Origin of the sequence: Pectobacterium carotovorum (assembly GCF_033898505.1) — a bacterium.
In the GTDB taxonomy this organism is placed as follows: Bacteria; Pseudomonadota; Gammaproteobacteria; order Enterobacterales; family Enterobacteriaceae; genus Pectobacterium; species Pectobacterium carotovorum_J.
The window spans coordinates 100,195-121,831 of record NZ_JAXAFK010000001.1 but is presented as its reverse complement, the minus strand read 5'-3'; the positions used below and the strand labels follow the sequence as shown (position 1 = coordinate 121,831).

General features: G+C 52.9%; 8 protein-coding genes and 1 pseudogene. 2 read left to right on the top strand and 7 right to left on the bottom strand.

Features of this window, described 5'->3' with window-relative positions:
* Nucleotides 1–287 precede the first annotated feature (287 nt).
* Nucleotides 288–1,244 (bottom strand): AraC family transcriptional regulator, encoded by a 957-nt coding sequence (locus R9X49_RS00475; RefSeq protein WP_319846785.1) that lies wholly within the window; start codon nucleotides 1,242–1,244, stop codon nucleotides 288–290.
* A gap of 115 nt (nucleotides 1,245–1,359) precedes the next feature.
* Here R9X49_RS00475 and R9X49_RS00470 point away from each other — a divergent pair, with 115 nt between their 5' ends.
* Nucleotides 1,360–2,547 (top strand): MFS transporter, encoded by a 1,188-nt coding sequence (locus tag R9X49_RS00470; protein WP_319846784.1) that lies wholly within the window; start codon nucleotides 1,360–1,362, stop codon nucleotides 2,545–2,547.
* A gap of 61 nt (nucleotides 2,548–2,608) precedes the next feature.
* Here the strand turns inward: R9X49_RS00470 and R9X49_RS00465 are convergent, their stop codons facing one another.
* On the bottom strand, nucleotides 2,609–3,031 hold the full coding sequence (locus R9X49_RS00465) for a MarR family winged helix-turn-helix transcriptional regulator (protein WP_010303416.1): 423 nt from the start codon (nucleotides 3,029–3,031) through the stop codon (nucleotides 2,609–2,611).
* 159 nt (nucleotides 3,032–3,190) lie between these two features.
* Between R9X49_RS00465 and R9X49_RS00460 the strand changes: the two genes are divergently transcribed.
* Nucleotides 3,191–4,210: an alpha/beta hydrolase gene (locus R9X49_RS00460; RefSeq protein WP_319846783.1), complete on the top strand. Its 1,020-nt coding sequence runs from the start codon at nucleotides 3,191–3,193 to the stop codon at nucleotides 4,208–4,210.
* 686 nt (nucleotides 4,211–4,896) lie between these two features.
* Here R9X49_RS00460 and R9X49_RS00455 read toward each other — a convergent pair.
* The 5 genes and pseudogenes from R9X49_RS00455 to R9X49_RS00435 form a co-directional block, all read right to left on the bottom strand.
* Nucleotides 4,897–5,103, bottom strand: a pseudogene (locus R9X49_RS00455) (methyltransferase); the annotation flags it as partial.
* 45 nt (nucleotides 5,104–5,148) lie between these two features.
* Nucleotides 5,149–5,526, bottom strand: coding sequence for a hypothetical protein (locus R9X49_RS00450; RefSeq protein ID WP_319846782.1), 378 nt, complete (start codon nucleotides 5,524–5,526; stop codon nucleotides 5,149–5,151).
* Between the two features lie 264 nt (nucleotides 5,527–5,790).
* Nucleotides 5,791–6,102 (bottom strand): hypothetical protein, encoded by a 312-nt coding sequence (locus R9X49_RS00445; protein WP_039461835.1) that lies wholly within the window; start codon nucleotides 6,100–6,102, stop codon nucleotides 5,791–5,793.
* 40 nt (nucleotides 6,103–6,142) lie between these two features.
* Nucleotides 6,143–17,866 (bottom strand): LysM peptidoglycan-binding domain-containing protein, encoded by an 11,724-nt coding sequence (locus R9X49_RS00440; protein WP_319846781.1) that lies wholly within the window; start codon nucleotides 17,864–17,866, stop codon nucleotides 6,143–6,145.
* A complete protein-coding gene (locus R9X49_RS00435) occupies nucleotides 17,859–21,599 on the bottom strand; it encodes a hypothetical protein (protein WP_319846780.1) in 3,741 nt (1,246 codons plus the stop codon). Before R9X49_RS00435 ends, R9X49_RS00440 begins: the two co-directional genes overlap by 8 nt.
* Nucleotides 21,600–21,637 lie beyond the last annotated feature (38 nt).

Below are 21,637 nucleotides of genomic sequence, written 5' to 3'. Positions count from 1 at the left end.
GCTATAAACATTTTTAAAAATAACAGCAGAGATAAAAAAAGAAATTCGTCTTTTGGCGTAGGTTATTTATCGTGATGGGTTATTGTTGGCGGGTGAAGTATCTGAATACTCCGTGATGATTTAAACGGCAAAAGCATAACGACGCCATCAGCCGTTATGCTCTTCATTCTGTATTATGTCGGCAGAGCTCTAAAAATAAATAGGCCAGTTTACCGGGATGCTTACATACCACCGCCAACAACAACAATCGATACGATGGTCACGTTAGCTGCAAATATCATTCCCCATCAAACCTCCTCAGAAATCTGACGGGTTTCCCGCAGCGTTCCCGGTGCATGGCCTACGATGCGTTTAAATGCCCGGCTGAACGCCGCCAGCGATCCGTAACCCAGACGTAGCGCCACCGTTTCAATCGGCTGATGTTCATGACGGATGTACTGGACAGCTAAGCGCATGCGCAGTTCGCTGAGATATTTCACGGGCGTGGTGCCGGTTGCGGAGAGAAACCGCTCGGCGAAAACGGAACGGGAAGTGCCCGCTTCTTTTGCCAGTTCCGCGACGCTCCAGTTGACGCCCGGATTCTGATGCATCGCGTAAATCGCCCGGCTCAGTCGCGGGTCACGCAGTACCTGCACCCAGCCTGTCGCCTTACCGCAGCCTGCTTCAACCCATCCGCGCACGATGAGTGCCGCGACCACATCGGCCAGCCTTGCCAGAATGCCTGCGAAGCCCACCTGACGCGTCATCGATTCACGTTCCATCGCCGCAAGAAGCGGATGGATTTCCGGCCAGGTCGACATCAGGCGGCTCACCATCATGACTTCCGGCATCGCTTTAATCAGCGGCTGCATTCCGCCCAGTTCAAAATCCATGCACCCGCTGAAGATCACCGTGTTTTCGATATCGGGGCACGGTTCACAGTCAATCGCACAGACAGAATTGCAAATCGCTTCGCTGGGAAATGCCGACACCGGCCTGACGTCAGCCTTTTCATCAGAGAGCAGCGCATGCGAATTCCCGTTGGGGATAAACAGCGCATCTCCGCTTTTTAGCACAAACGTCGCGCCACTCTCCATGCGCAGCAGCGCCGTCCCCTGGCTGACAAAATGAAACTGCGCTTTGCCAGGCTCGTAGTGGAACGACACACCAAAGGGGGCATGGGTTTCAATTCGGCGATATGTCACCCCGGAAAGGCGCATCCCACGCAGAAGCTCGCTGATCAAATCAGGTGACTGAACGGTCATGGCAACAACTCCGGACGAATAATCAATAAGTGAAGAGTATATGTCATAGATCGTCCATGTGGAACGCTCTATGCTTCGTGACGGTTGTCACATTTTTCTAACGAGAGAGCAACAGATGAATTCATGTATAGCGGCAAGTGAGGCCATCGCGCCCGTAAAACCCGCCTGGCGAGCCGTTTATTCACTGGGATTGGGGGTATTTGGCCTGATTACGGCTGAGTTTCTACCAGCCAGTTTATTAACGCCGATGGCGACCAGTTTAGGCGTCACGGAGGGAATGGCAGGCCAGGCGGTGACGGCGACGGCGCTGGTCGCGCTGGTGACCGGATTGCTCATCACGCCGGCGACCAAAAGTATCGACCGCCGTTGGGTGTTGATGTTTTTCTCAGTGCTGCAAATCATCTCCAGCCTGTTGGTCGCGTTTGCTCCCAATCTGCATGTGCTGCTATTCGGGCGTTTACTGCTAGGCGTTGCCATTGGTGGATTCTGGGCCATGTCCACCGCCACGGCGATGCGCCTTGTGCCTGAGGATAAAGTACCGAAAGCGCTGGCGGTGATCTTCTCCAGCGTGTCGATTGCCACCGTCGTTGCGGCACCGCTTGGCAGCTATCTGGGGAGTTTGATTGGCTGGCGCAACGTCTTTATCCTCTGCATCCTGCCGAGCGCTCTGGCACTATTGTGGCAGCTCTCGGTGTTGCCATCAATGAAGCCGGAAAGCAGCGGTAGTCTGGGAACACTGCTTCGCGTGCTGCGTCGTCCGGGCATGATCGGCGGATTGCTGGCAACGGTGCTGATCTTCAGCGGACATTTCGCCTTCTTTACCTACCTGCGTCCGTTTCTGGAAACCGTCGGGCAGGCAAGCGTCGAAAGCATTTCCCTGATTTTACTCGGCTTTGGCCTCGCTAATTTTGTCGGTACTTCAATTGCTGGTTACCTACTGGCGCGAAACTTACGCCTGACGCTGGCGCTGGTGCCCTTTGTAATGGGCGTTCTGGCGCTGACCATGGTGGCCTTTGGACATCTGGCGATGCTGGACGGCCTGCTGGTAGCGATGTGGGGATTTGCGTTTGGTCTGGTTCCCGTGGGCTGGTCAACCTGGCTTGCGACCACCGTACCGGACGAAGCCGAAAGCGCGGGCGGTTTACTGGTAGCATCGATCCAATTTGCCATCGGAGCGGGTGCCGCAGGTGGCGGGGTGATATTTGACCTCAACGGAGCCAGCGGTGTATTTGCGGGCAGCGGATTACTGCTGGTATCGGCAATGGTGATTGTGTTTGCGGGCGTGCGAGTTCGCGCACAATAAAGCGGTACGCCACACCCAGCGCGGGTGTGGCATTCAAGAATCTAACACCTGCCCCACCCAGCTATAAATCTTCCAGCAGATTTTTGGAAAGCTGTCGCAGCATATTCAGATCCTCATCCTTCATGCGCATAGAGCAACGCATCTGATTTGGCAGGTCGACAATCCGTTCTTTCAGCGCAAGCGCCTTGTCAGTCAGCACCACTTTCTTCATGCGCTCATCACCCGCAACCGCCACACGGTTTAAAAATTCCTTGGCTTCCAGCTTCTGGACAAGCGGCGTCAGCGTCCCTGAATCAAACAGCGTTTTCTCACTCAGTTCTTTGAGCAGGATATTGTCCTGATCGTACAGGGACAGAAGGACGACAAACTGCGGGTAAGTCAGATCGAATTCTTTCAGCAGCGGTCGATACTGACGGATCAGTGCATTGGCGACCGAATACAGAGAGAAGCACAGCAGTTCACCCAGGGTACTGTTTTCTTTCATTTTAAATACTCCGTTACTCACAAGCTTAAAAAAATTATAAATAACGTTTGACCAAAAGTAACTTGTGCACAAGTATTGTTTATGCGATTTAATAGCGTAGTTATAAAAAGCAACCCAATTGAACCTATCAACCACACGATTTTAAAAAAGGCCAACATCATGAAAACCGTCTCCACCATCCTGACTTCTGCCGTGTTCGCATCTATGACATCCGTCGCTTCTGCTCAGCCGATCAATGCGCCTGCACCGACCGCTGGCGTAAAGGCATTTCTTGATGTCCTGAATTCCGGTAAGGGCAAACCGATAGAGCAGATGACCCCACAGGAAGCGCGTCAGGTTCTGATCGGCGCGCAACAGGGCGTGAAGCTGCCAGCCGCACAGGTGTCTGAAAAAACCATCCAGGTGAACGGTCAGGCTATTAAGCTGAAAATCGTGAAGCCGGAAAATGCATCCGGTACGTTGCCCGTGTTCATGTTTTTCCATGGCGGCGGTTGGGTGTTGGGTGATTTCCCGACCCATGAGCGTTTAATCCGCGATTTGGTCAGAGCGTCCGGTGCCGCAGCGGTGTATGTGGATTACACCCCCTCCCCTGAAGCACGCTTCCCTGTGGCCATCAATCAGGCTTATGAAGCGACGAGGTGGGTAGCCGAGCACGGTCAGGAAATTGGTGTGGACGGTAGTCGTCTGGCGCTGGTCGGCAACAGCGTCGGTGGTAACATGGTCGCCTCCGTTGCACTGCAAGCCAAACAATTCGGCGGGCCGAAAATTCGTTATAACGTCATGCTGTGGCCCGTAACGGATGCGAACTTCGACAACGCGTCCTACAACCAGTATGAAAAGGGCTATTTCCTGACGAAAAACATGATGAAGTGGTTCTGGGATAACTACACGACCCGCGCGGCTGACCGTAACAACATTCTTGCCTCCCCGCTTCGTGCCAGTACTGAACAGTTAAAAGGTTTCCCGCAGACGCTGATTCAGACGGCAGAGCTGGACGTACTGCGTGATGAAGGCGAAGCGTTCGGGCGTAAGCTGGATGCAGCAGGCGTCCCCGTGACCGTGACTCGCTACAACGGCATGATCCATGATTACGGCCTGCTGAATCCACTGAGCGAGGAGCCAACGGTCATCACCGCGCTGGATCAGGCAGGTGCAGAGTTGCAAAAACACCTGAAATAACGGCTTGATATAGCAACGGTCCCAAATGATAAAAGCCCTGACTATATTAGCCAGGGCTTTTAAGATACTAAAAATTTAAGATTTAACATTCATTGACTTAATAAAATTTTACTACTATTGGTACTGTTTCAAATGTACATGTTTATAACAGATAATATTGGGTAATAAAATGAGCTAAACCTCCCTATATTTACTGATTTAAACAGTCTGCCAACCTTATCACCATTCAAAGATATGGCAGGTTAACAAGTACATCCCCCATCGCGATATAGACTCTTTGATGCGTGGCCTTACTCCCGTTGCGATATCTTTCACATCACTAAACCAACACCTAATCGCAACCAATAAAAACAAAATCATGGCCTTACATCATCGCGCTTTCGCCCCATTTTTGCGATTGTCGGTACTGACTACGTGGCCTTAAAGCATCATCGAGTGAGAATATGAAGTTTTCTCAACATCGATTCCCCATACAAAACTATTTCGTGACCTGTATCGCAAAATACGTGTTAAAGAACATATTCACTGTCTTTAACATCACAGCAGGCTGAAAATTTAACTGCTGTTACTAACCAATCTACGGATTTTAAAAACAGTGTCAATACTGTTTTTAATAACATGACTTTAATAACAGCAGTCATTAGAAAAGCATGAATAAAACATAGAAAATAGAGCGCTTTCCATATTCACCCCTTCAGCACCGCGTTTAATTTAATCTCAACGACCGCATGGCCAGCGGTTATTTTCTTTGTGCCAACGATGATTAATAACATCGAATTCTTAATTAACTTCGCGATTGATTTTAATATCTTCAGACAGAATTCATCGCTCCAGTTATGCAATATGTTTTTAAACAGATAGATATCATAACCAGAAGAAACTATCTCAAAGAAACTGCCTTTACAGGTCGTGCTTTTTTACGAGATTCAGATTTCTGCTCACAGGCAGGTCGCGTAGTAGGGACCTTTGAGCTCTTTCTTATATGAGAAAGCATGACAGGTCTTGAGACGGGTATTAGGGTCTGTGGATTTATAGACGTAAGCCGTCACATGCTGCTTGCCCTTGATGGGCTCAACACCCCCAATGTGCCATAAGCTGTTTTTCAGATAGAGGTCAGTCTTAGCGGTGCTGTTATACCCATTGACGACACTCGCTTCGGAAGACTGACTGAGGGTCTGGCGAATGGTGGTGCCTTCTCCATCGGTAGACTTGGTATCAAGCTGTTGCTGGGTGATAGCCGTCCATTTGCTGCAATCGTCGTTACTGCACACGAACACCGCCGCTAGCGAGTGGCTGGAAACTACGCTCAGACCCAATATTGATACCAGAGGTAGCAGACAGGATTTGAATGTTTTCATTGGAGCCTCTTTTCGATAATTGTCAGTGATGATTACAACGTTAAAATGGCGGTTCCCGCATTGTTTCAAAGCTGAATCCGCCGTCTGCGTGCAGGGACAGAAGCACGCCTCCCTACAAATTAAACGCGATAACGTGATGCTGCGGCTTAATGAGGACCGAACATCTTCAAGTCCAGTGCCCCTATCCTCGGAATTAACCTTTCAGCACCTACCTATTCCTTTTTAATGCCCCCATCCTTTGCCATAGGAATTAAAGGTGAAGGTTTTATCCTTGGTAATATTCCCGCCAGGGTACTGTAGCCGCTTGTTAGTCTGGGTATGGAACTCAAGCCCTTTTGGCTCTTGTTTAATACCATTTCCTTTACCGGAACCGCTCAGTAACGGAATAGGCTCCGACGCTAAAATGTTATTCACACCAGTCTGAACATCTGAATCACATTTATCCCAGGTGTCCTGAAGGATCTGGATCGTCACATCATAGGGTTTGCCCCCCAGCCCCTGAACCTTATATTTTTTGTTCACATAATAAGTCATGACGCATTCTCCTAAGTTCTGTGAATGAAGGTTAAACCATTCATAGCGCTGGGGCGATGTACTGCACCGGCAGGTACAAATCAGAGAGATTAAGCAACGGCATCGGGTTCACCGTTAGGTCCGACATAATAGTGACCTCAAATTCCAACCTGGCCTGTAGCGTTGAAGGATTGTACGTCTGCACCCAGTGAGTAATCGTCGCACTCAGGGTCGCCACCATGTCATGCAGCGTCAGCGTGCTAGTGCCTTTTCCGTCGATATTGACTGACAGCGGCGGCATGATTGCCAGTGGCAATGGAACAGACATCGCGGAAAGTTCGGTTGAGAGGCTGTAAATCCAGGTGGTATTAATCTGGATCGTGCTGTCCCCGCTAACGTTGATATCAAATAGTGCGTTAAACAAAGCGGTCAAATGCAGTTCAAGCGTGCGCAGTGTCGGGTTACCGTCCGGCGAATTCAACGTGGCAATATTCACCGGTCGGTCAGAACGTAGCGTCGGATGCAGCGGGTTACCGAACGAGACTTCCGGTGTAGTGAAGACAAACGGCTGACTGATGCTGCCGCCGATATCCTCATTACGCGTCAGGTATACTGTCGAGATAGCATCCTGCCGTTCCAGAATCTGCATACCCGGCAGTAACACCGTACGCGCAGCCACACTTTGCGCAACTTCTGCAGTCAACGGCTGCTGGTTGCCATCCAGATAGTACCAGGCATAGAGGCCAACACTTGGATCGCTCATAGCCTCAATAGGTACCGCCGTATAACCCTGAATATTTACGACAGGATCTTCCGCCATCCCGGTTGGCGCTCCGTCGGTAGAGTTCAGCGTGACAACCCACACCGCTTGATCAACCTTATCAATCTTGACGCTACCAGTTTCCTCAGCAATCCAGAAATGCCAGGTTGCCCCGCTCAACTGTGGCGCGCTTGGTGATGCAATGCGTATTCCACCGGCTCCCGCCTGAGTAGCAATATCAGTGACTATCTTCAGATAAGCACCTAATGCCAGAGAAGCATCGTTAATCGTGTTCTGATCGGTCGTGCGGGCATCAATCAAAGGCACCGTTTGGCCGATTAGCTGCGTCAACGTCTTCTGGCTGCTCATAAACTGCGCCAGCCCCTGGAACGCATCCATATAACCAGCCAGTCGTAACATACTGTTATCCTGAAGGTTATAAGAGACTTCGTTATAGATACGATCCTGCTCGAAATGGAAGTCCGTACTGTAGGTGTAGCTGTAATTCCACTGGGTTAACTGGCTTAGTTCGCTGGCCTGCGCGTCGGTCGCAACACCGTTTTGCGTCATCATGCGCGGCGTAGCAGGGAAATCACGTAGCAGTAGCGGCACAGTGAACTGTCCCAGATTACCGCTCAGCATTGCGTTGTTATCGGTCCAGATAGGTGACAACCAACTGGAAGCCAGATAGCCCTCAATGCCCGGTATCGCCGACACCTGATGCTCAATTGATGCCCCCGTCCACGACAGATCCAGCGTCACGCTCTGAACCACTTCACCCTTCACTTTGATGTTACCAGGAGACGACATCAGGAAAGTGATAGGCTGATTATTGCCATTCACCAGCGGCATCTTGGGCGACGTTAACGTCACCAAGCTCTGAATTTCTTCACTGTCACTGTTCCAGGTCAGGTTGCCGAACAGTTGCGGGCTCTCTTCGTCGGCAAGCTGTGGAATATCTGCACTCACGGTGGCGCCAAAGGAGATTGCAGCACGTACCGTATAGAGATTAGAAAGCTTCACAAGCAGGCTCTGATACAATTCTTCCTGAGCAGACGCCAGTCGGGTACTACTCTGCCCGACATACACGGGGCCCATCAGTTTTGATGCAGCCTCAGCCAGCGAGTCCTTCTGCTTAGCCAGTTCCGCCATAAAGCTTTCTACACCCGCGGGCTTATTGGTCGCTTTAGCATCAATAACCAGAATCGATGAGGTAAATTCTGGCGAGAACAGCGTATCGAAGAAGCTGAAGAAGCTGCTCAACCAGTTGTCCATATCCGTGCCGGACCAGGTATTGCTGGCTGGCGTGGTGGTGAAGCTGTTGGTCGTCGGATCGAAGTCCGTCAGCTTACTGTATGGCCAGACCTGGGCATCTCGTGTGACAAGCGTGTTGGATACTGGCTCTGGGGCAAACAGCTCTGGCGTTCCCTTATCGTTAGCCTGCCAGGCAATACCGTTACCAGAACCATTCACCGCCATACGCGTCGCCCACACCGACGACTGGCTGACGCCAGCAGAAGGAAGGTAGCGATCGGTCCCTTGTGCAATCACCAGCGCAAATGCCCCTTCTTCAGAAAGCGTCTCGTCGATATCGCGGGCGAAGCTCTGCAGGATATTTTGATTGCTACCTGCTGACGAGCTCTGGGTTCCAGCTTCAGTTTTTGCCGAAATGACAGACGTCACAGCCAGCGTCTCGCTGACAGCAGCAAAATCCCCTTCTGCAATGCCGCCAGTGCGCTTAATGGTAACACTCAGCGTCAGCGGAAACACACTCGCTGGGTTCAACGCCTGCTTCGCGGCAGTCACGAAAAGCATAAAACTCAGCGGCGTTGGATCAGGTAAGCTGGTGTTCCCCTGCGCTCTGGCGGCAAGGAATGTCTGAATACTCACCAACCATCCCGTCAGCGTGCCCGCAGCACCATACTGGTCACCGAAACCAATCTGTTCTGGGCTGATCTGCAAGCTGTCTGCCACCAGCGTGGTTTCCATGAACAGTGCAATACCGTTAGGATCGTCAAGCTGATACAAAATCGCGTTCAGCGTCTGTAAAGACGAATTGGCACGGGATTGCCAGGCGCTAACAGAGTCGTCCTGACTGGGGTTAAACGCGCTGGGATCGAAAGCACTGGTCAACTGAATCTGGAAGTTCTGGCCGACAGGTGCGGTGTCTGCCACCGACCAACTGGTGGAAATGGACGGCCACTGGGCAACGGTCATCAGGTTATCGGTATATCCCGTCAGCGCTGGCGCGTTGTTATTCGCTCCCGCCACGCTGTGATTGTCATCCAGCGTTGAAACCATGCGGTTGCCGTAGAGATCGTTCCAGCCATAGCCAACCTGCAAAATACGACCATTACCACTGTATGGATTCCCCGGATTGATGCTGTCCCGCACAAATTGGGTATACGGAATCGACGTCGAGTATGTCAGCGCATCTTCACGGGTCATTTCACGCACAAAACGCACTTTACCATTACCACTGGAGGCATCATCAGACTGCTGTCCTAACGGCAGCCCCACGTTACTGGCACTGAAATCGACATTCCCCTCCACCTGATACGCCAGTAGCGTAAAGTTGTTCAATAAGAAATCCGCCGCAAATTGAGGATTGGTCGGATCGGCTGGAATATCCGGCAGCCCGGCACGCGTAGCCAGAATCGGCTGCACTCCCGGAACCTCTGTCGCTGACTGCGATAACGGGCCGCTCATCAGCGTCAGCGTCTGGCCGGCGCTAAGCAAGGATGTAGCCGTAGCGTTCTGTCCAGCCAGTACCGTTACGCTGGTGCCATACCACGACGCAATTGACACCAGCGTCGTGCCGCCGGGAGAACTGCCCACCGTAAGCACCACCGCAGGAAGGCGAATAGCGGTGCCGTTTGCCAAACCGCTGTTCCATTGAGCATCGGTAATTCGCGGGTTTGCCAATTTAATCGCAGCAGCATCCATATTGAACCAGTTGGCGATCGCGCTCAGCTGTCCGCCCGGCGCGCTGCCGTCAACGGGCACACGGTACAGGCCGTTGTTAACCGCCAGTTTTGCACCCGCCGTTAGCACAATATCTCCGCCGGCAGCAAGTGTCTTATCCACCAACGACACCAGATTACTGAAATAGTGCGATGCCACCGCTGTCAGACTGTCACCCGCCTGCACTAAATGGCTGACCTCTTGCGAACGCGCCTTAGCAACTAACGTTGAACTGGAGGTATCGATGGCATCACCAGTCACTACGGCGTTCATATAAGATTGCAGGCGTGGCTGTGGCACATACATCACGATCAGATTAACGGTCGCTTCACCTTTGTCGTTAAAGGCAGCATCCGGCAGTCCCGCGCCGCTGTCGGCGTCGAAATAGTAGAGGAAGAACCCGCCGGAACGCGTAATGCTTGCCTCCCAAAGCAGGCGAACCAGCTCCGTGGGTTTATTGAGGATGTTGCTATTGGTTTCATCCTCAGCCCCCAAACGTGCCGCAGCCAAAAACGCAGACGGTGGCAGCGTGACGGTAGACAAGTTGGTTTGCGAAATCCCGAAGGTGACGCCAGCGCCAGTGTCCGCAGAGAAAGTGGCCCCGCTACTACTGCTAGCCGCCTGATACCCCACAACCATCGAGGCATAGTCGGCGTCATTCTGTACGTACTGCACCATACGTTCGAGGATCAGGGCATCACTAGCGCTGGCCCCCATCACTTCATATGTACATTGACTGGCACTGCTCGCCGTACCGGTTGCGGCAAGTTTCTTCACCGTAAATTCTACGGAAGAGGCCCAGGCGACACGTTCTACCGGTGTATCTTCCACCTGTCCGGTGGCCACATTCATGCGCACCGCTTCGAGGTCAAAATTCGGGCTGTTGACGGCCTGGAGATCGCCCAGATCGGAGGCGCTCAGGCTGGTCAGAGCCAGCATAGAATCCGGCAACGACCAAATCTGCGTCTGCTCACCCGTGGTACCAGACGGGAAAATAATCGGATTGATACTTTGCCAGCGGATACCGTTAGAGAGCGGATAGCGTGCAGGCTCATCGTCAACGGTAACCCAGGCATCAATCGTATCCGGCCCGGCAGGAAGAATCGTCGTCGTGGCATAGCTGTTCAGCGCGGCAATGCGCTGATAGTTAATATCCCCCAGCGTCTGCTGCTCATCCGGTGGCGCAACGGTGAAGGTTAGCGCGGACTCACCGTTGGCAAAGGAGAGCCAATCAACAGCACCTCCCTTACTCAGGGTAATCGCCAACGGCGAATCAGGTAGCGTACTCAGTGGCAACTGTTGGCCGGTAAGCGCAAACAGGCCGGCGTAATCCGGCAGGCTTAACGCCCCGGTCTGAGTATTCTTCGTTACCCACATGCCCGGTTTGTTCGGCGTGATCTTGCTGGTCGGCAGACGCAGGCCATGGAAGTAGTAGCGCGACGCCATGCCGCTCAGATGGTTGATCGCATTCACCCGCTGGGCCTCAGCCAGCAACGCGGAGACCTGGAATTGCGGCAGTTCCACGACATCCAGCAGCAGCGGATTTTGGTTCTCGTCCTGTGCAACAAACAGGTCGATAATATTGCCGTTCTGCGTAGTAATCGGGTTGTCGACATCCTCGCGATCCACCCCGGCCAGATCCTTAACCGTGATGCCGTAAGCTGTCGAGACGTTCTGCAATGTATCGCCCTGTTCAAGGGTATAGCCGAACGGCGGCACAGTCAGCGTGGCATTGGACTGGAAGAGGCTGGTGAGCGTCAGAATATCGCTACTGGCAAACAGCTGTACCAGAGAGATCCCTGCACCAATACGCGCGGCAAGCGACGTCAGGGTTTCCGACCCGGAAATGATATAAGGTGTACCAGAGTAGGTCACCGTTGCACCAGAGAGCAGGATACCGGCAATATCGGCGTTGTTTATCGCCAGCGCCGCCGCATCAAAGGCGCCGCCGTACTGACTCTGCGCGGCCACCGACGTGAAGCTATCCGTCGCAGACAGCACGTAGCTGACCAGCGGCAGTTGCAGCGTTTTACCTGCGGTGAGCGGATGTGACTCGTTGCCTTTAAACAGATCGTAGAGAGAGAACAGCGTGTCATCCACGGCAGACAGTTGTCCCGTGGTGTTAACCCAGCTAACAATGCTGTTGCCGCAATCGCCCGCTGCCAGAGGATAATTAAAGTCGCGTAGTCCATCGCGCATCGCCTGCAGCATCTGACGCATTATCAGCACAAAATAGTCACTGAAGATAAAGGAAGCGACAGACAATTCGCTGTTACGGTAAGCCGTGAATGCCTTCAGACCCGCACCATTGCTCTCCTGTTCTACCTGCACGGCCAGTTGGTTAAAGTATTCGCGCAGGAAGGTAACAAAATCATCACTGACGCTGTTGTAGTCAGCAAAGGTGTAGTCAATATCCGGCTGACCACCCCAGCCCGGCATCGCGATGTTTAAATTCACCGCCATCGGGAAATAGGCCGCTTCGGCGGTGCCGGCATCGGTAGGTAGGCTGACAGTCAGGCGGAACTGATTATTCATAAACTGTTCGATGTCAGCCACGCTGAGCGGCATCGGCACATTTTCCGCGTCGTTCAGGTAGTTGATCAGCGCCACCAACGCCTCATCGGTCACGATCGCGGCATCGACCTGTTCTGGCGTCATTGCTGCAGGCTGGATAGCCGCTACGGCCCAACGGGCCACCATTTTGGCTATTTTTTCAAACGACGTGTCCTGTGCATTACCCGCCGCGCGCAGCAGGTTGGTACTGTTATCACCGCTTGCCGAGCCGGGGGCATCAATAAACAGGCTGGCAACATAACAAGGGAACTGCTTGCTGATATCGACGGTGGAGCCAGCGAACGCATTATCTCCGGCGATGCCTGGGGCAAAACCGAGATAGCCGATAAGGCTGTTATCACCACTCGTGCGCGTCAGCAGATTGCTCCACTGTGGTGTGATGTTTTGTGCCGTTGCCGTAAAAGCTCTCAGGCGAGAGCGGTTGGCTTTCATCGACAGCAAACGACCACCATCAGACTTCGCGGCCACCCGCCATGGTGCATCCTCGGGCCGTTGCAGATACCCCAGAGTGAACGATTCCTGAATGTGGGTGGAAAAACTGAAGCTGAGCGAAATCTTGAACAGTCCCAGATTGATCTCTGCTTTGGCGCTCACGCTTACCTCAACGGAGACGCTGACGGGAATGGGCGAGTAAGATGCCAGCGTGATCTGCGCATAGAGCTTCAGGTTGATATCAACCGACGCTTTAATAATCACAAAATCTACGGAGCCATAGAGGTGGCCGATGATGCCGAAAGTACCCTGTAGCTGAAAATAGTACTGCCCCTGCATGGTCATCGCATTACTGCTGCCGGTGTTGCTGACGTCGTAAGGGTTCCACTTGGCGAGGATCCCTTCAATAATGCCGAAAATGGTCAGGCTAAATCCGGCCTTCAGTATCCCGACGTCCAGCGACTTGCCCAGACCAATTTGTGCGCCGAAACCAAACACCAGATTAGGATTAAAGAAACCGTTAGTTGCCAGCGGCAGTTGAGTCACCACCACCGCGGGCAGCTTGCCAAAATAGAAGCCGCCAGACCCTAGCGCGGGGATGCCTGGGGGGATAATGGCTTCTACCGAGAAAGAGCGAGAGAAATTCTGGTTCCACGGGAAACCGATATCAAATTTAAAGTCCCCGTTGGTATACACCTCAACGCCGAAGGTGGGCAGCGTGATGGTGACCGCCCCGACATCAATACGACGCATCAGCGTTGGCAGCGTGATTTCTGCCTGAAACACACCTAGCCCATCGCTGATCTTACGATAGATAATCTGGAAATCGAGGCCCGCAAATACCTTCGCTGCTTCGCCTTCCAGCGCAATACGCAACGCATAAAGCGTGGGATCGGTAAACACAACCTGCAGGGTAAAGACGTAGCCATTGCCATCATCATCCCCCTCATTTTTCTTGTCCTCGATCTTCAGCACGCCAAAATCGGTGGCGAACAGCCAGTTGTTGCCCGCATCAAAACCAATCTGCGGCACGCTTTTGCTGTCCGGTACAGGCAAAGCAGCCAGCAAGTCGATAGCCTCTTGCACCGAGGTGATACTTTGTAGCCCCGCAACCTGAACATGCTGCCCAGCCGCCAGCAAGCGCAGATCGAGATACTTGTTACCGCTGCCTGGAGGCGCTGGCGTTGACGAAGGATCTGCCGCATCCCACGTCAACCCGCCATCATCGGTCAATGCCCTGCTGTCGTTGCCGATTTCCCACAGGAAATCGCCCTCCAGCGTGACGTGTACGCCCTTATTTTCCCCTTTTGGCTGATACTCCAGCGAAAAGCCGGTGATTTTGGCGAAGATCAAATCTAACGGGCCGATATCGACGCGGAATTTCACCGAGTTATCGTTGAAGTTCCAGATCAGCGAGAAATTGGCCAGCGTGATACTGTTCATCACATTCCACGGCGCGGCCAGACCAAAGGTAGAACCCGTCATCCAGGAGATGAATGTCTCTACCATCGATCCCAGCGAGGTGGAGTCGGTAAATTTCAGCGTGGCGATATTGGTCTTGCTGTCAACTTGAGCCGACAGCGGCCCCCAGAAAAAGCCGTAGGAGTTATAGCCCTTATCGTAGTTATAGAATACGGTGAGATCGATATTGTTCCAGAGAATCTGGGCAGAGACGTTGCCATAGCTGGTGTCTTCATTCTCAGCCGCCGCCAGCAACAATGGCTTGGGCTGCATCGGCACCACGACACCGCTGTTGCTCAGCACGGGTACCAGTGCTTTGCCCACCAGCGCCGCATGTGCCTGCGCTTTTTCTTCTGCCGATCCCGTACCAAATTTACCCGTGATAATCGACTTAAAATCTTTGCCAAGTGGCGTATTCCATACGGTGATGGTTCCCCCAACCATATAGGATGTCGCCTTATCTGCATCCCCTTCACCCGCCGATTCTTTTGCCGACTCCACCTTAAAGATTAGCTCGGAGATATCCAGATTGGGCATACCGTCAACCCACCAGCCACTGCCAAGGTAGGTCTGAATAATCTGTTTCACCTTAATCGCACTGTCACCCTGCTGGCCCGCAAATGACCAGGCACCGTCCCCGGCATAAATCGCGGTGACGCTCATATCCACAGCAATATCCGGCTGTTCAGAGAACAGCACGGTGGCGGCCGACAGGGTACCGGTCACTTCAGATCCCGTGCCTTCAATATTGATAAACAAATCGGTCAGACTAAACGTTGCCACTCCCAGCGACAGATCCCAGCTGTTCAGCTTAACGCCCGCGCTGATGTTATAAACGGACTCAGAACCTTTCTCACTCGGTACCACCGTCATCTCGAAGTTACCGAGATCGGCATTCAAATTGATCCCGTACTCAGGAGGAAGGAAGAAGAAGATGAGATCGCCAAGCGGAATCGGTTCGCTGTCCTCCGTCAAGCTGGCGGAAGCTGTCAGGTTTGGATAACTCACCGCCACATCAATACTGCCAGGCCCAATCGCGACCTGACTGCTGGCTTGCCAACTGCAACTACGGGAGCCGGTGGGTTCAGCGATCCCCATCGTAAACTGCAGATTGTTCAGAGTAAGCTTTGGAAACAATACCCACGGCTGGTTGTTTACCAGCAAGAGTTCGAACGAGTCGATAGCAGACGTCGCGTAATCGTAACCAAACTTCAGCCGCTGTAGCTCAATATTACCCGCACCGTTGATCGCCGCTGGCAGGGTATTCATAAAGTTGATACCGCCAAGCAGCGCAAACAGATCGTTAAGTGAAGGCGGCTTGATAGAGAGATCGCCGTCGATAACGATCTTCCCTTCTGCCGAAGACGGGAAATCCATATTGAAATCAATGGGATTTCCACCCACTGTGATTTTGCAGACCACGGCACCGGTAAGCCGCTCATCATTACCGGGGATGGTTGCATTCACGATGACGCTGTCGAGGGTAAACCACGCCACCGCGTTTAAATTCACATCGCCAAGTACCAGCGTAAAGGCGGTATCAATCGACTCCCCATCGGCGTTCATGGTGAATTCAATGTCAGTTTTCAGCGACATCCCAAGAAAATTGAGCGTCTGCCCGGTAACGGTAATCTTATCCCCGCCTTCTGGATAGTCGATCACAACCGACTGCTGCGCTGAACCAATAGTGAAGCTATTGCCGCCAATAATGGTGGTGATAAATTTATTAAAAGAGCCCGAAGAAAATACGCTGGGGAACAGCGACAACGCGCCTTTTGACGTCGCGTTTTGTAACTGCTGGTCGAGCTGTTCGAGCGGTGTTTCATCGTCACCCTCAGCAGCAAACGCCCGCAGGCACAGCGCACTGCTGGATTGCACCTGGGTCGGATTAACACGCATCATCAGAAACATCAGCGCCTGCAAAAGCTTATCGTTAGCACTGTCGCTAAACCAACGTTTCAGCCCTTCAAAGTAGAGCCGCCAGTCGCCGTCTTTCTTCGCATAGTCCCGAGCCTGTTCCACCAGCAATGCCGCCAGCCTTTCTGGTGGCATCTTCGTCTCAGCGCTATAACCGTTTTTAAACTCGTAGATACCAATCTGAATCAGGTCATAGGTGGCACGGAAAAGCTTATCGCTCAGTATGCTGGGCGTACTGGGCTGCTGCACAGCATTAACAGAGGAGGTAGCGTCGAGAAGTGGGCTGCCGAAACTGCTGGGGTAGGGATTGATGCCCGCCTTGGTCAGCTTGAAGAAAGGCTTACCGAGATTGAGCGCCAGATTAGCGGTCCCCTGCCCTTCAAATACGGAAGGCAGGGCAGCAATTTCATAGAAGTAATTAAACAGATCCTGCGGCAGCCCAGGCAGGTTGATCACAATCACGCCGCGATCGGCGAGCTGTCCCACCAGCGAGTTAAGATCGCCAGCGGAAATATCGGGCTCGATATAGATATTCCCCGGCTTAGGTGACTGCGAGTTGGTATCAGGCTGATACAACCCTTTGTTGATGCACCAACGCTGGGTGTAGTAAACAATCTTCTCATCCTGATCCATATCGGCAGGATTGCCAGCTATCGGCTTGGCCGCGTTAATGGGAATAAAATCTTTTAGTGCATCGAAGGTCGTGGACTGCAATTGATTCAACAGAATAATCACGATCGGTTGGTTAAATGGCTTACCGGTTTTTTGCGCCAGCGCACAGGCCGTAGCCAGCTCAAACGGTATTTCTGACGCGCCACCGAGGACCGGTTTGCGTCCCCAGGCAGAGTCATATAAGCCGTAAACAGGCAGGGTTTGCACCTTCTGCGCAATCACCAGATCAACGACCGCTTTCGCCCGGTTAATCACATCCTTATTGATATTAGGTATCTGTAGCAGCTGTGCCCAGTCGGGTTCCTGCGGTGTTGGCATGGCAAAAGCGCGATAGGAAAATGCCCCCTGCTGCAAGCTCTGCTGTTTCGCCAGATCGATATAGCTATCGGCATCTTTTGGCAAAATCAAACTGAGGGGCTTATCCGATTCATTGACGATTTCCCACATGTAGGGCTGAAGTTGCAGGTAAAAATCCACCTGCAGCGCATTTGCCAGATTCTGTTTGGTAATGCTGGTAACTTCTGCCCCGCCGTTAATACACAGTGGCACCTGCCCGCTCAATCCAGTAACCGAACGACTCTCCCCGTCTCCGGACTGTTTTTCCTGATAAGGAAAGAAGGTAATAGTCACGCCGTTTAGCGTGTACGGCTGTGGGTTCTTTGGATTCAGTCCAGGCAGCAGTACCGCCAGTTTGTCGATGACCTCACTGCCGTTCGTCGCGTCATAAATCAGTTCAACGGGATTGGTAAAGCCGAGAGCAATCATGCGCTTGAGTAAATTCACCGTATTCGCCTGATTGCCAAAACCGGAAGAGCGATAGACAAAATAACGCAGAGGCTGGGTCGCCAGATAGGTTTGCAGACGGGTGAGCCCCTGGGCGGTGATAATACCGTTGGTGGACTGAGCCGATACGGAGAAAGCGTTGATCAAAGCAGCAAGATTCTGTGCGCCACCGCCAGTCAGTGCGGCGTTAATCGGGTGCAAAGGCAGGATCTGTTCACTCATTACCGGCACTCCCCTTCGTCAGTGAAGCAAGGCGCGCGCTGTCGTCGCCCTTGGTTTTCGGCTCATTGTTATAAACGGCATACCAGGCAAGGCCGGTTTTGGGCGCTGCGCCGCCGGTGGTACTGTCGGCGTCGCCGAACAGATAAAATGCGGTACTACCGTTAGGTGGTATCTTCAACACACCAAGGAATTTGATGGCGATTTCATTGAGGACCAGCATGAACTGTTTGCCTGTGCCATCGGTGCTGTTCTGCGATGTCGTCGTCACAGCGCGGCCAGTTCCGTTTCCGTTATCACCGGCACGCCAGGTTAGCGGCTTCAACGACGTGGGATGCAGTAACGTTCCCGGTTTGTCGGTATACAGCAGTTGGATGGTGCCGTAAGACAGTGCAATCACGCTTTGCAGACTGATCAACGGTGCCCCATTGTTGGTGCCCGGCATTTTCAGCCCTGTAGTGGTCTGGTATCCATCCCCCTCACTGTCCGGGGACCATGCTAGCAGCAGATACGCATTCAGCCCGGCTTTGCCCGCCAGATCGCCAGCCGTACCGAGATTCAGTCTGAACTGTAGCCCGTTCCACTCCCCGCTAACGCCGCCCATGCGAATGTTGGTCACGACGTCCAAATAGCCGAGCGATGCAGGCGTCACCTCATCATCGCTGGGGCTAACCAGCCCCACCAGTTCCATAGACAGCGAGTTATACAGGCTACCTGCGCGCGCAACGCTGGCCGCCATGTTGAAAGCAATCTGGCTGCTGTCGAACGTTATCTGCCGGTTATTCAGGGGGGCGGGCGTGTCAAACGACATATTGAGGCCCAGATTGCTGTAGCTCAGGCCAGTGCGTGGTGTATAGACGTTATCTTCCGGTCCGAAGGAGTAAAAATCGATCGCTGTACTTGTATCTTCATCTAAGCAGATACCATCCGTGTCGCCATCATCCTCATCGTCCTCCTCATCTCCATCATCATCTACGGCAATCAACTTCAGGAAGCTCATATAGCCAGTCAGATCAAAGCGGATTTGGGTCTGAGCGCTATCGGAGCTTACGGTATTCATTGAAGCAGACAACGTCTCCACCGCGCAGAGCACATTATTGTTAAACAGAAAGCTGTAGTCGGAGAGCGTCTTCATGCCATAGGTGGGTCTGCCGTTGTTGCTTTGGAAGGTACCCGACATAATAATTGAGTTGTACTGATTGCCCCCATCCCCCATGTCTGTTACCGCACTGCCGAATACCTTGTTCAGCGTCAGTTGGGTATAGCTGGAGAACTGTTTCACCGCCGTGTTTTCAAACAGTACCTTCAGCGTCAGGGTAATAAAGTCATAATCTTCCCCGTAAGCCGGGGTTACCGGACTCCCCTCGCTACTGGTGTCATAGCTGTTATCAACATAGTAGATCAGGCCATACACCGAGCTCTGCTTATCAATCTGAATCCCCGTCCCTTGCGGATCGCTTTTAATCTGGCTGATCTGCACTGCTAAATGATGGGCGTAAAATCTATCAGGGTTACGGATACCCGCAGTAATCCCCGCCAAGTCGTTCGGTACGGTAGCAATTTTGGCGCGTAATACCAGAATACCGGTCCAACTGGGATCGACGGCAATGCGACGGAAATCCCCGAAGAATTCGTCATCTTCCTCCGCAAAAGCGGCAGTAAAATAATCCTGTAGCCACTGCGACAGATTGACCATCTGCTGCAGGTCCGGCGTAGCGCCAGATGTCATGGTCGGCGCGGAAAAGGTGTCTGCCTGAGTCCATTTCGATGGACTGGCAACCAGATTATCGTCAACGTCTCCCTCGGGATCCCACAGCGGACCGGTAATATTTTTTACGATCATCACATTGGTGTAATCGCCATAGTCGAGAGACGTTCCAACGTCGGCTTCAATCACCCAGCCGCCGATATTCAGTTGATTGCTAAACGTTCCGCCGCTGCGTACAAAATGCTGTGCGTTGGCCGCCACCAGAAATAATTGATTAGTCTGGAACGCCTGCTGCAATTCAGCGCTGGGCTGATTAAACGCCAGCTCTCCCGGGTCGGGTGTCACCACCTGCCCCAGCAAAATCTTTTCCCATGCGCCGCCGGTGGATGAGCTGTCCACGCTGGCAAGCACACCAGACGGAGTGGTGAAATTTACCGTTCCTCCCGCCGCCTTCGCTGCCAGACGTGACGGAAGGCGGGCAGCGTGCTGTCGCGCCGACAGCGTCTGGCCCATATTTTTATTGCCTATAGCCTTACGGCGCGTCGGGCCCACGATCAGTGTTTCAAACTGGCGACTCTGCGGCTGGCTAAACAGATTAACCCCGTCACCGGGCTGAAAACCGCGATAGGGTACCAACGGGAAAGGTGCCGTTCCGCTATCCGGCAGCACATAGCCAGGATCGACATGCCCCAGCATTGACGGGTTTTTCTGCCACACGTAATCGTCATAGCCAAACAGCGCCGCACCATCGGGCTGTGCCGCATAGGTATTCTGCTTGCCGGCAGGAGGCAATACCGTAGCCCAGGAAGTGACATAGCTCTGATTAAGCAAGATATTGTTATCGGTTGGTGCCCCGGTTGGTGAGGCGGCAGGCGGAGGAAACGCCACCGCATAAGCCCCCATCTGGGAGATAAAGCGCAAGCAAGAGGCGCTTTCCACCGAGTCCCCGGGAATCACGGAGATAAACTCGCTGCCGGAAAGTCCACACAGTATTTCAGCGGTAACGCCGTTCGGACCAGGTGGTGCACTAATCAAAAAGTCACCAAAAGGTGCGGCATGAAAGTCCGTCACGCTGTCAGAAATACGGTGGCCGATGGCAAACACCAGCCCGGCGTTTTGGTGACTGTCTTCCTGCGTGGCGATAACCGGTGTCAGCGTCACAGCGTCGCCCGTGACCGTCACATAGAACGAATTGAGCTGGGTAGTGCGACCATCCTGATTCGTGCCGCCAAACAGCAACGCCGAACGATTACTGTTTTGGTTATTCAGGGTATTGATGGCGTTCAGTGGGTTAGCAGGGTCGATGTTGGCCTGAAAATTCAGCATATCAGTGGCACCGTCCGACCCCGTGGCCAGCGGCAACCATTCCGAAATCAAACCATCAAACGCCACACCATTGGTAAAGAGAAAATGGAACCCCCAATGCCAGTTGTTGTATAACGACGAACGCTGGATAGCGGTATCAAAAGCGATACAGCCGCGATTAGCGCCCGCAAACGGCAGCGTAGCCCACGGTGCCGCTGTCATTCGTTGTGGTGCCGAAGCGCCAGTAAACGTCACGCTGCCCTGACTCAACGTCAACACATTGTTGCCGAGGCTAACCTTCATCCCGTTCTGGATCGAAAGCGCCATACTCGGCAGGATATTGGCGTTAGCCAGGCCGGATACCACCGATGAACCATCGCCCGCCAACCCCAGCCAGATAGGGGCATTAGACTGTGCCAACGCGACCGGATCGGGGGTAGATAACCAGAGAATGCCGCGCGAAGCAGCCTGACGTGCCGCGGTATTCTGCACCGCAGACACAAAGGCAAGCTGTACATCAGCATCGTCGTTAAAATTCAATGCCTGCGGACAGAAGACAAAAATACCCGCCAGACTGGTATTGGTTAGAGCATCGGAGAGTTCAATATCTTTCCCTGCCGCAGGCGCATTTACGCCCAGAACGAAGGCTAGCGCCCCCGTATTATTGCCATCATTATTGGCAAGATAGAGTGCGGAACTGGCTGCCTGTGCAAAAAAAGCCATTGAACATCCTCCGACGAAGAGACGTACGGTTTAAGCCA

What these genes read in the sequence shown, in the direction of transcription:
- R9X49_RS00470 (WP_319846784.1), top strand. Translation starts at nt 1,360, where the DNA reads ATGAATTCATGTATAGCGGCAAGTGAGGCCATCGCGCCCGTAAAACCC.
- R9X49_RS00445 (WP_039461835.1), bottom strand. Translation starts at nt 6,102, where the DNA reads ATGACTTATTATGTGAACAAAAAATATAAGGTTCAGGGGCTGGGGGGC.
- R9X49_RS00465 (WP_010303416.1), bottom strand. Translation starts at nt 3,031, where the DNA reads ATGAAAGAAAACAGTACCCTGGGTGAACTGCTGTGCTTCTCTCTGTAT.
- R9X49_RS00475 (WP_319846785.1), bottom strand. Translation starts at nt 1,244, where the DNA reads ATGACCGTTCAGTCACCTGATTTGATCAGCGAGCTTCTGCGTGGGATG.
- R9X49_RS00460 (WP_319846783.1), top strand. Translation starts at nt 3,191, where the DNA reads ATGAAAACCGTCTCCACCATCCTGACTTCTGCCGTGTTCGCATCTATG.
- R9X49_RS00435 (WP_319846780.1), bottom strand. Translation starts at nt 21,599, where the DNA reads ATGGCTTTTTTTGCACAGGCAGCCAGTTCCGCACTCTATCTTGCCAAT.
- R9X49_RS00440 (WP_319846781.1), bottom strand. Translation starts at nt 17,866, where the DNA reads ATGAGTGAACAGATCCTGCCTTTGCACCCGATTAACGCCGCACTGACT.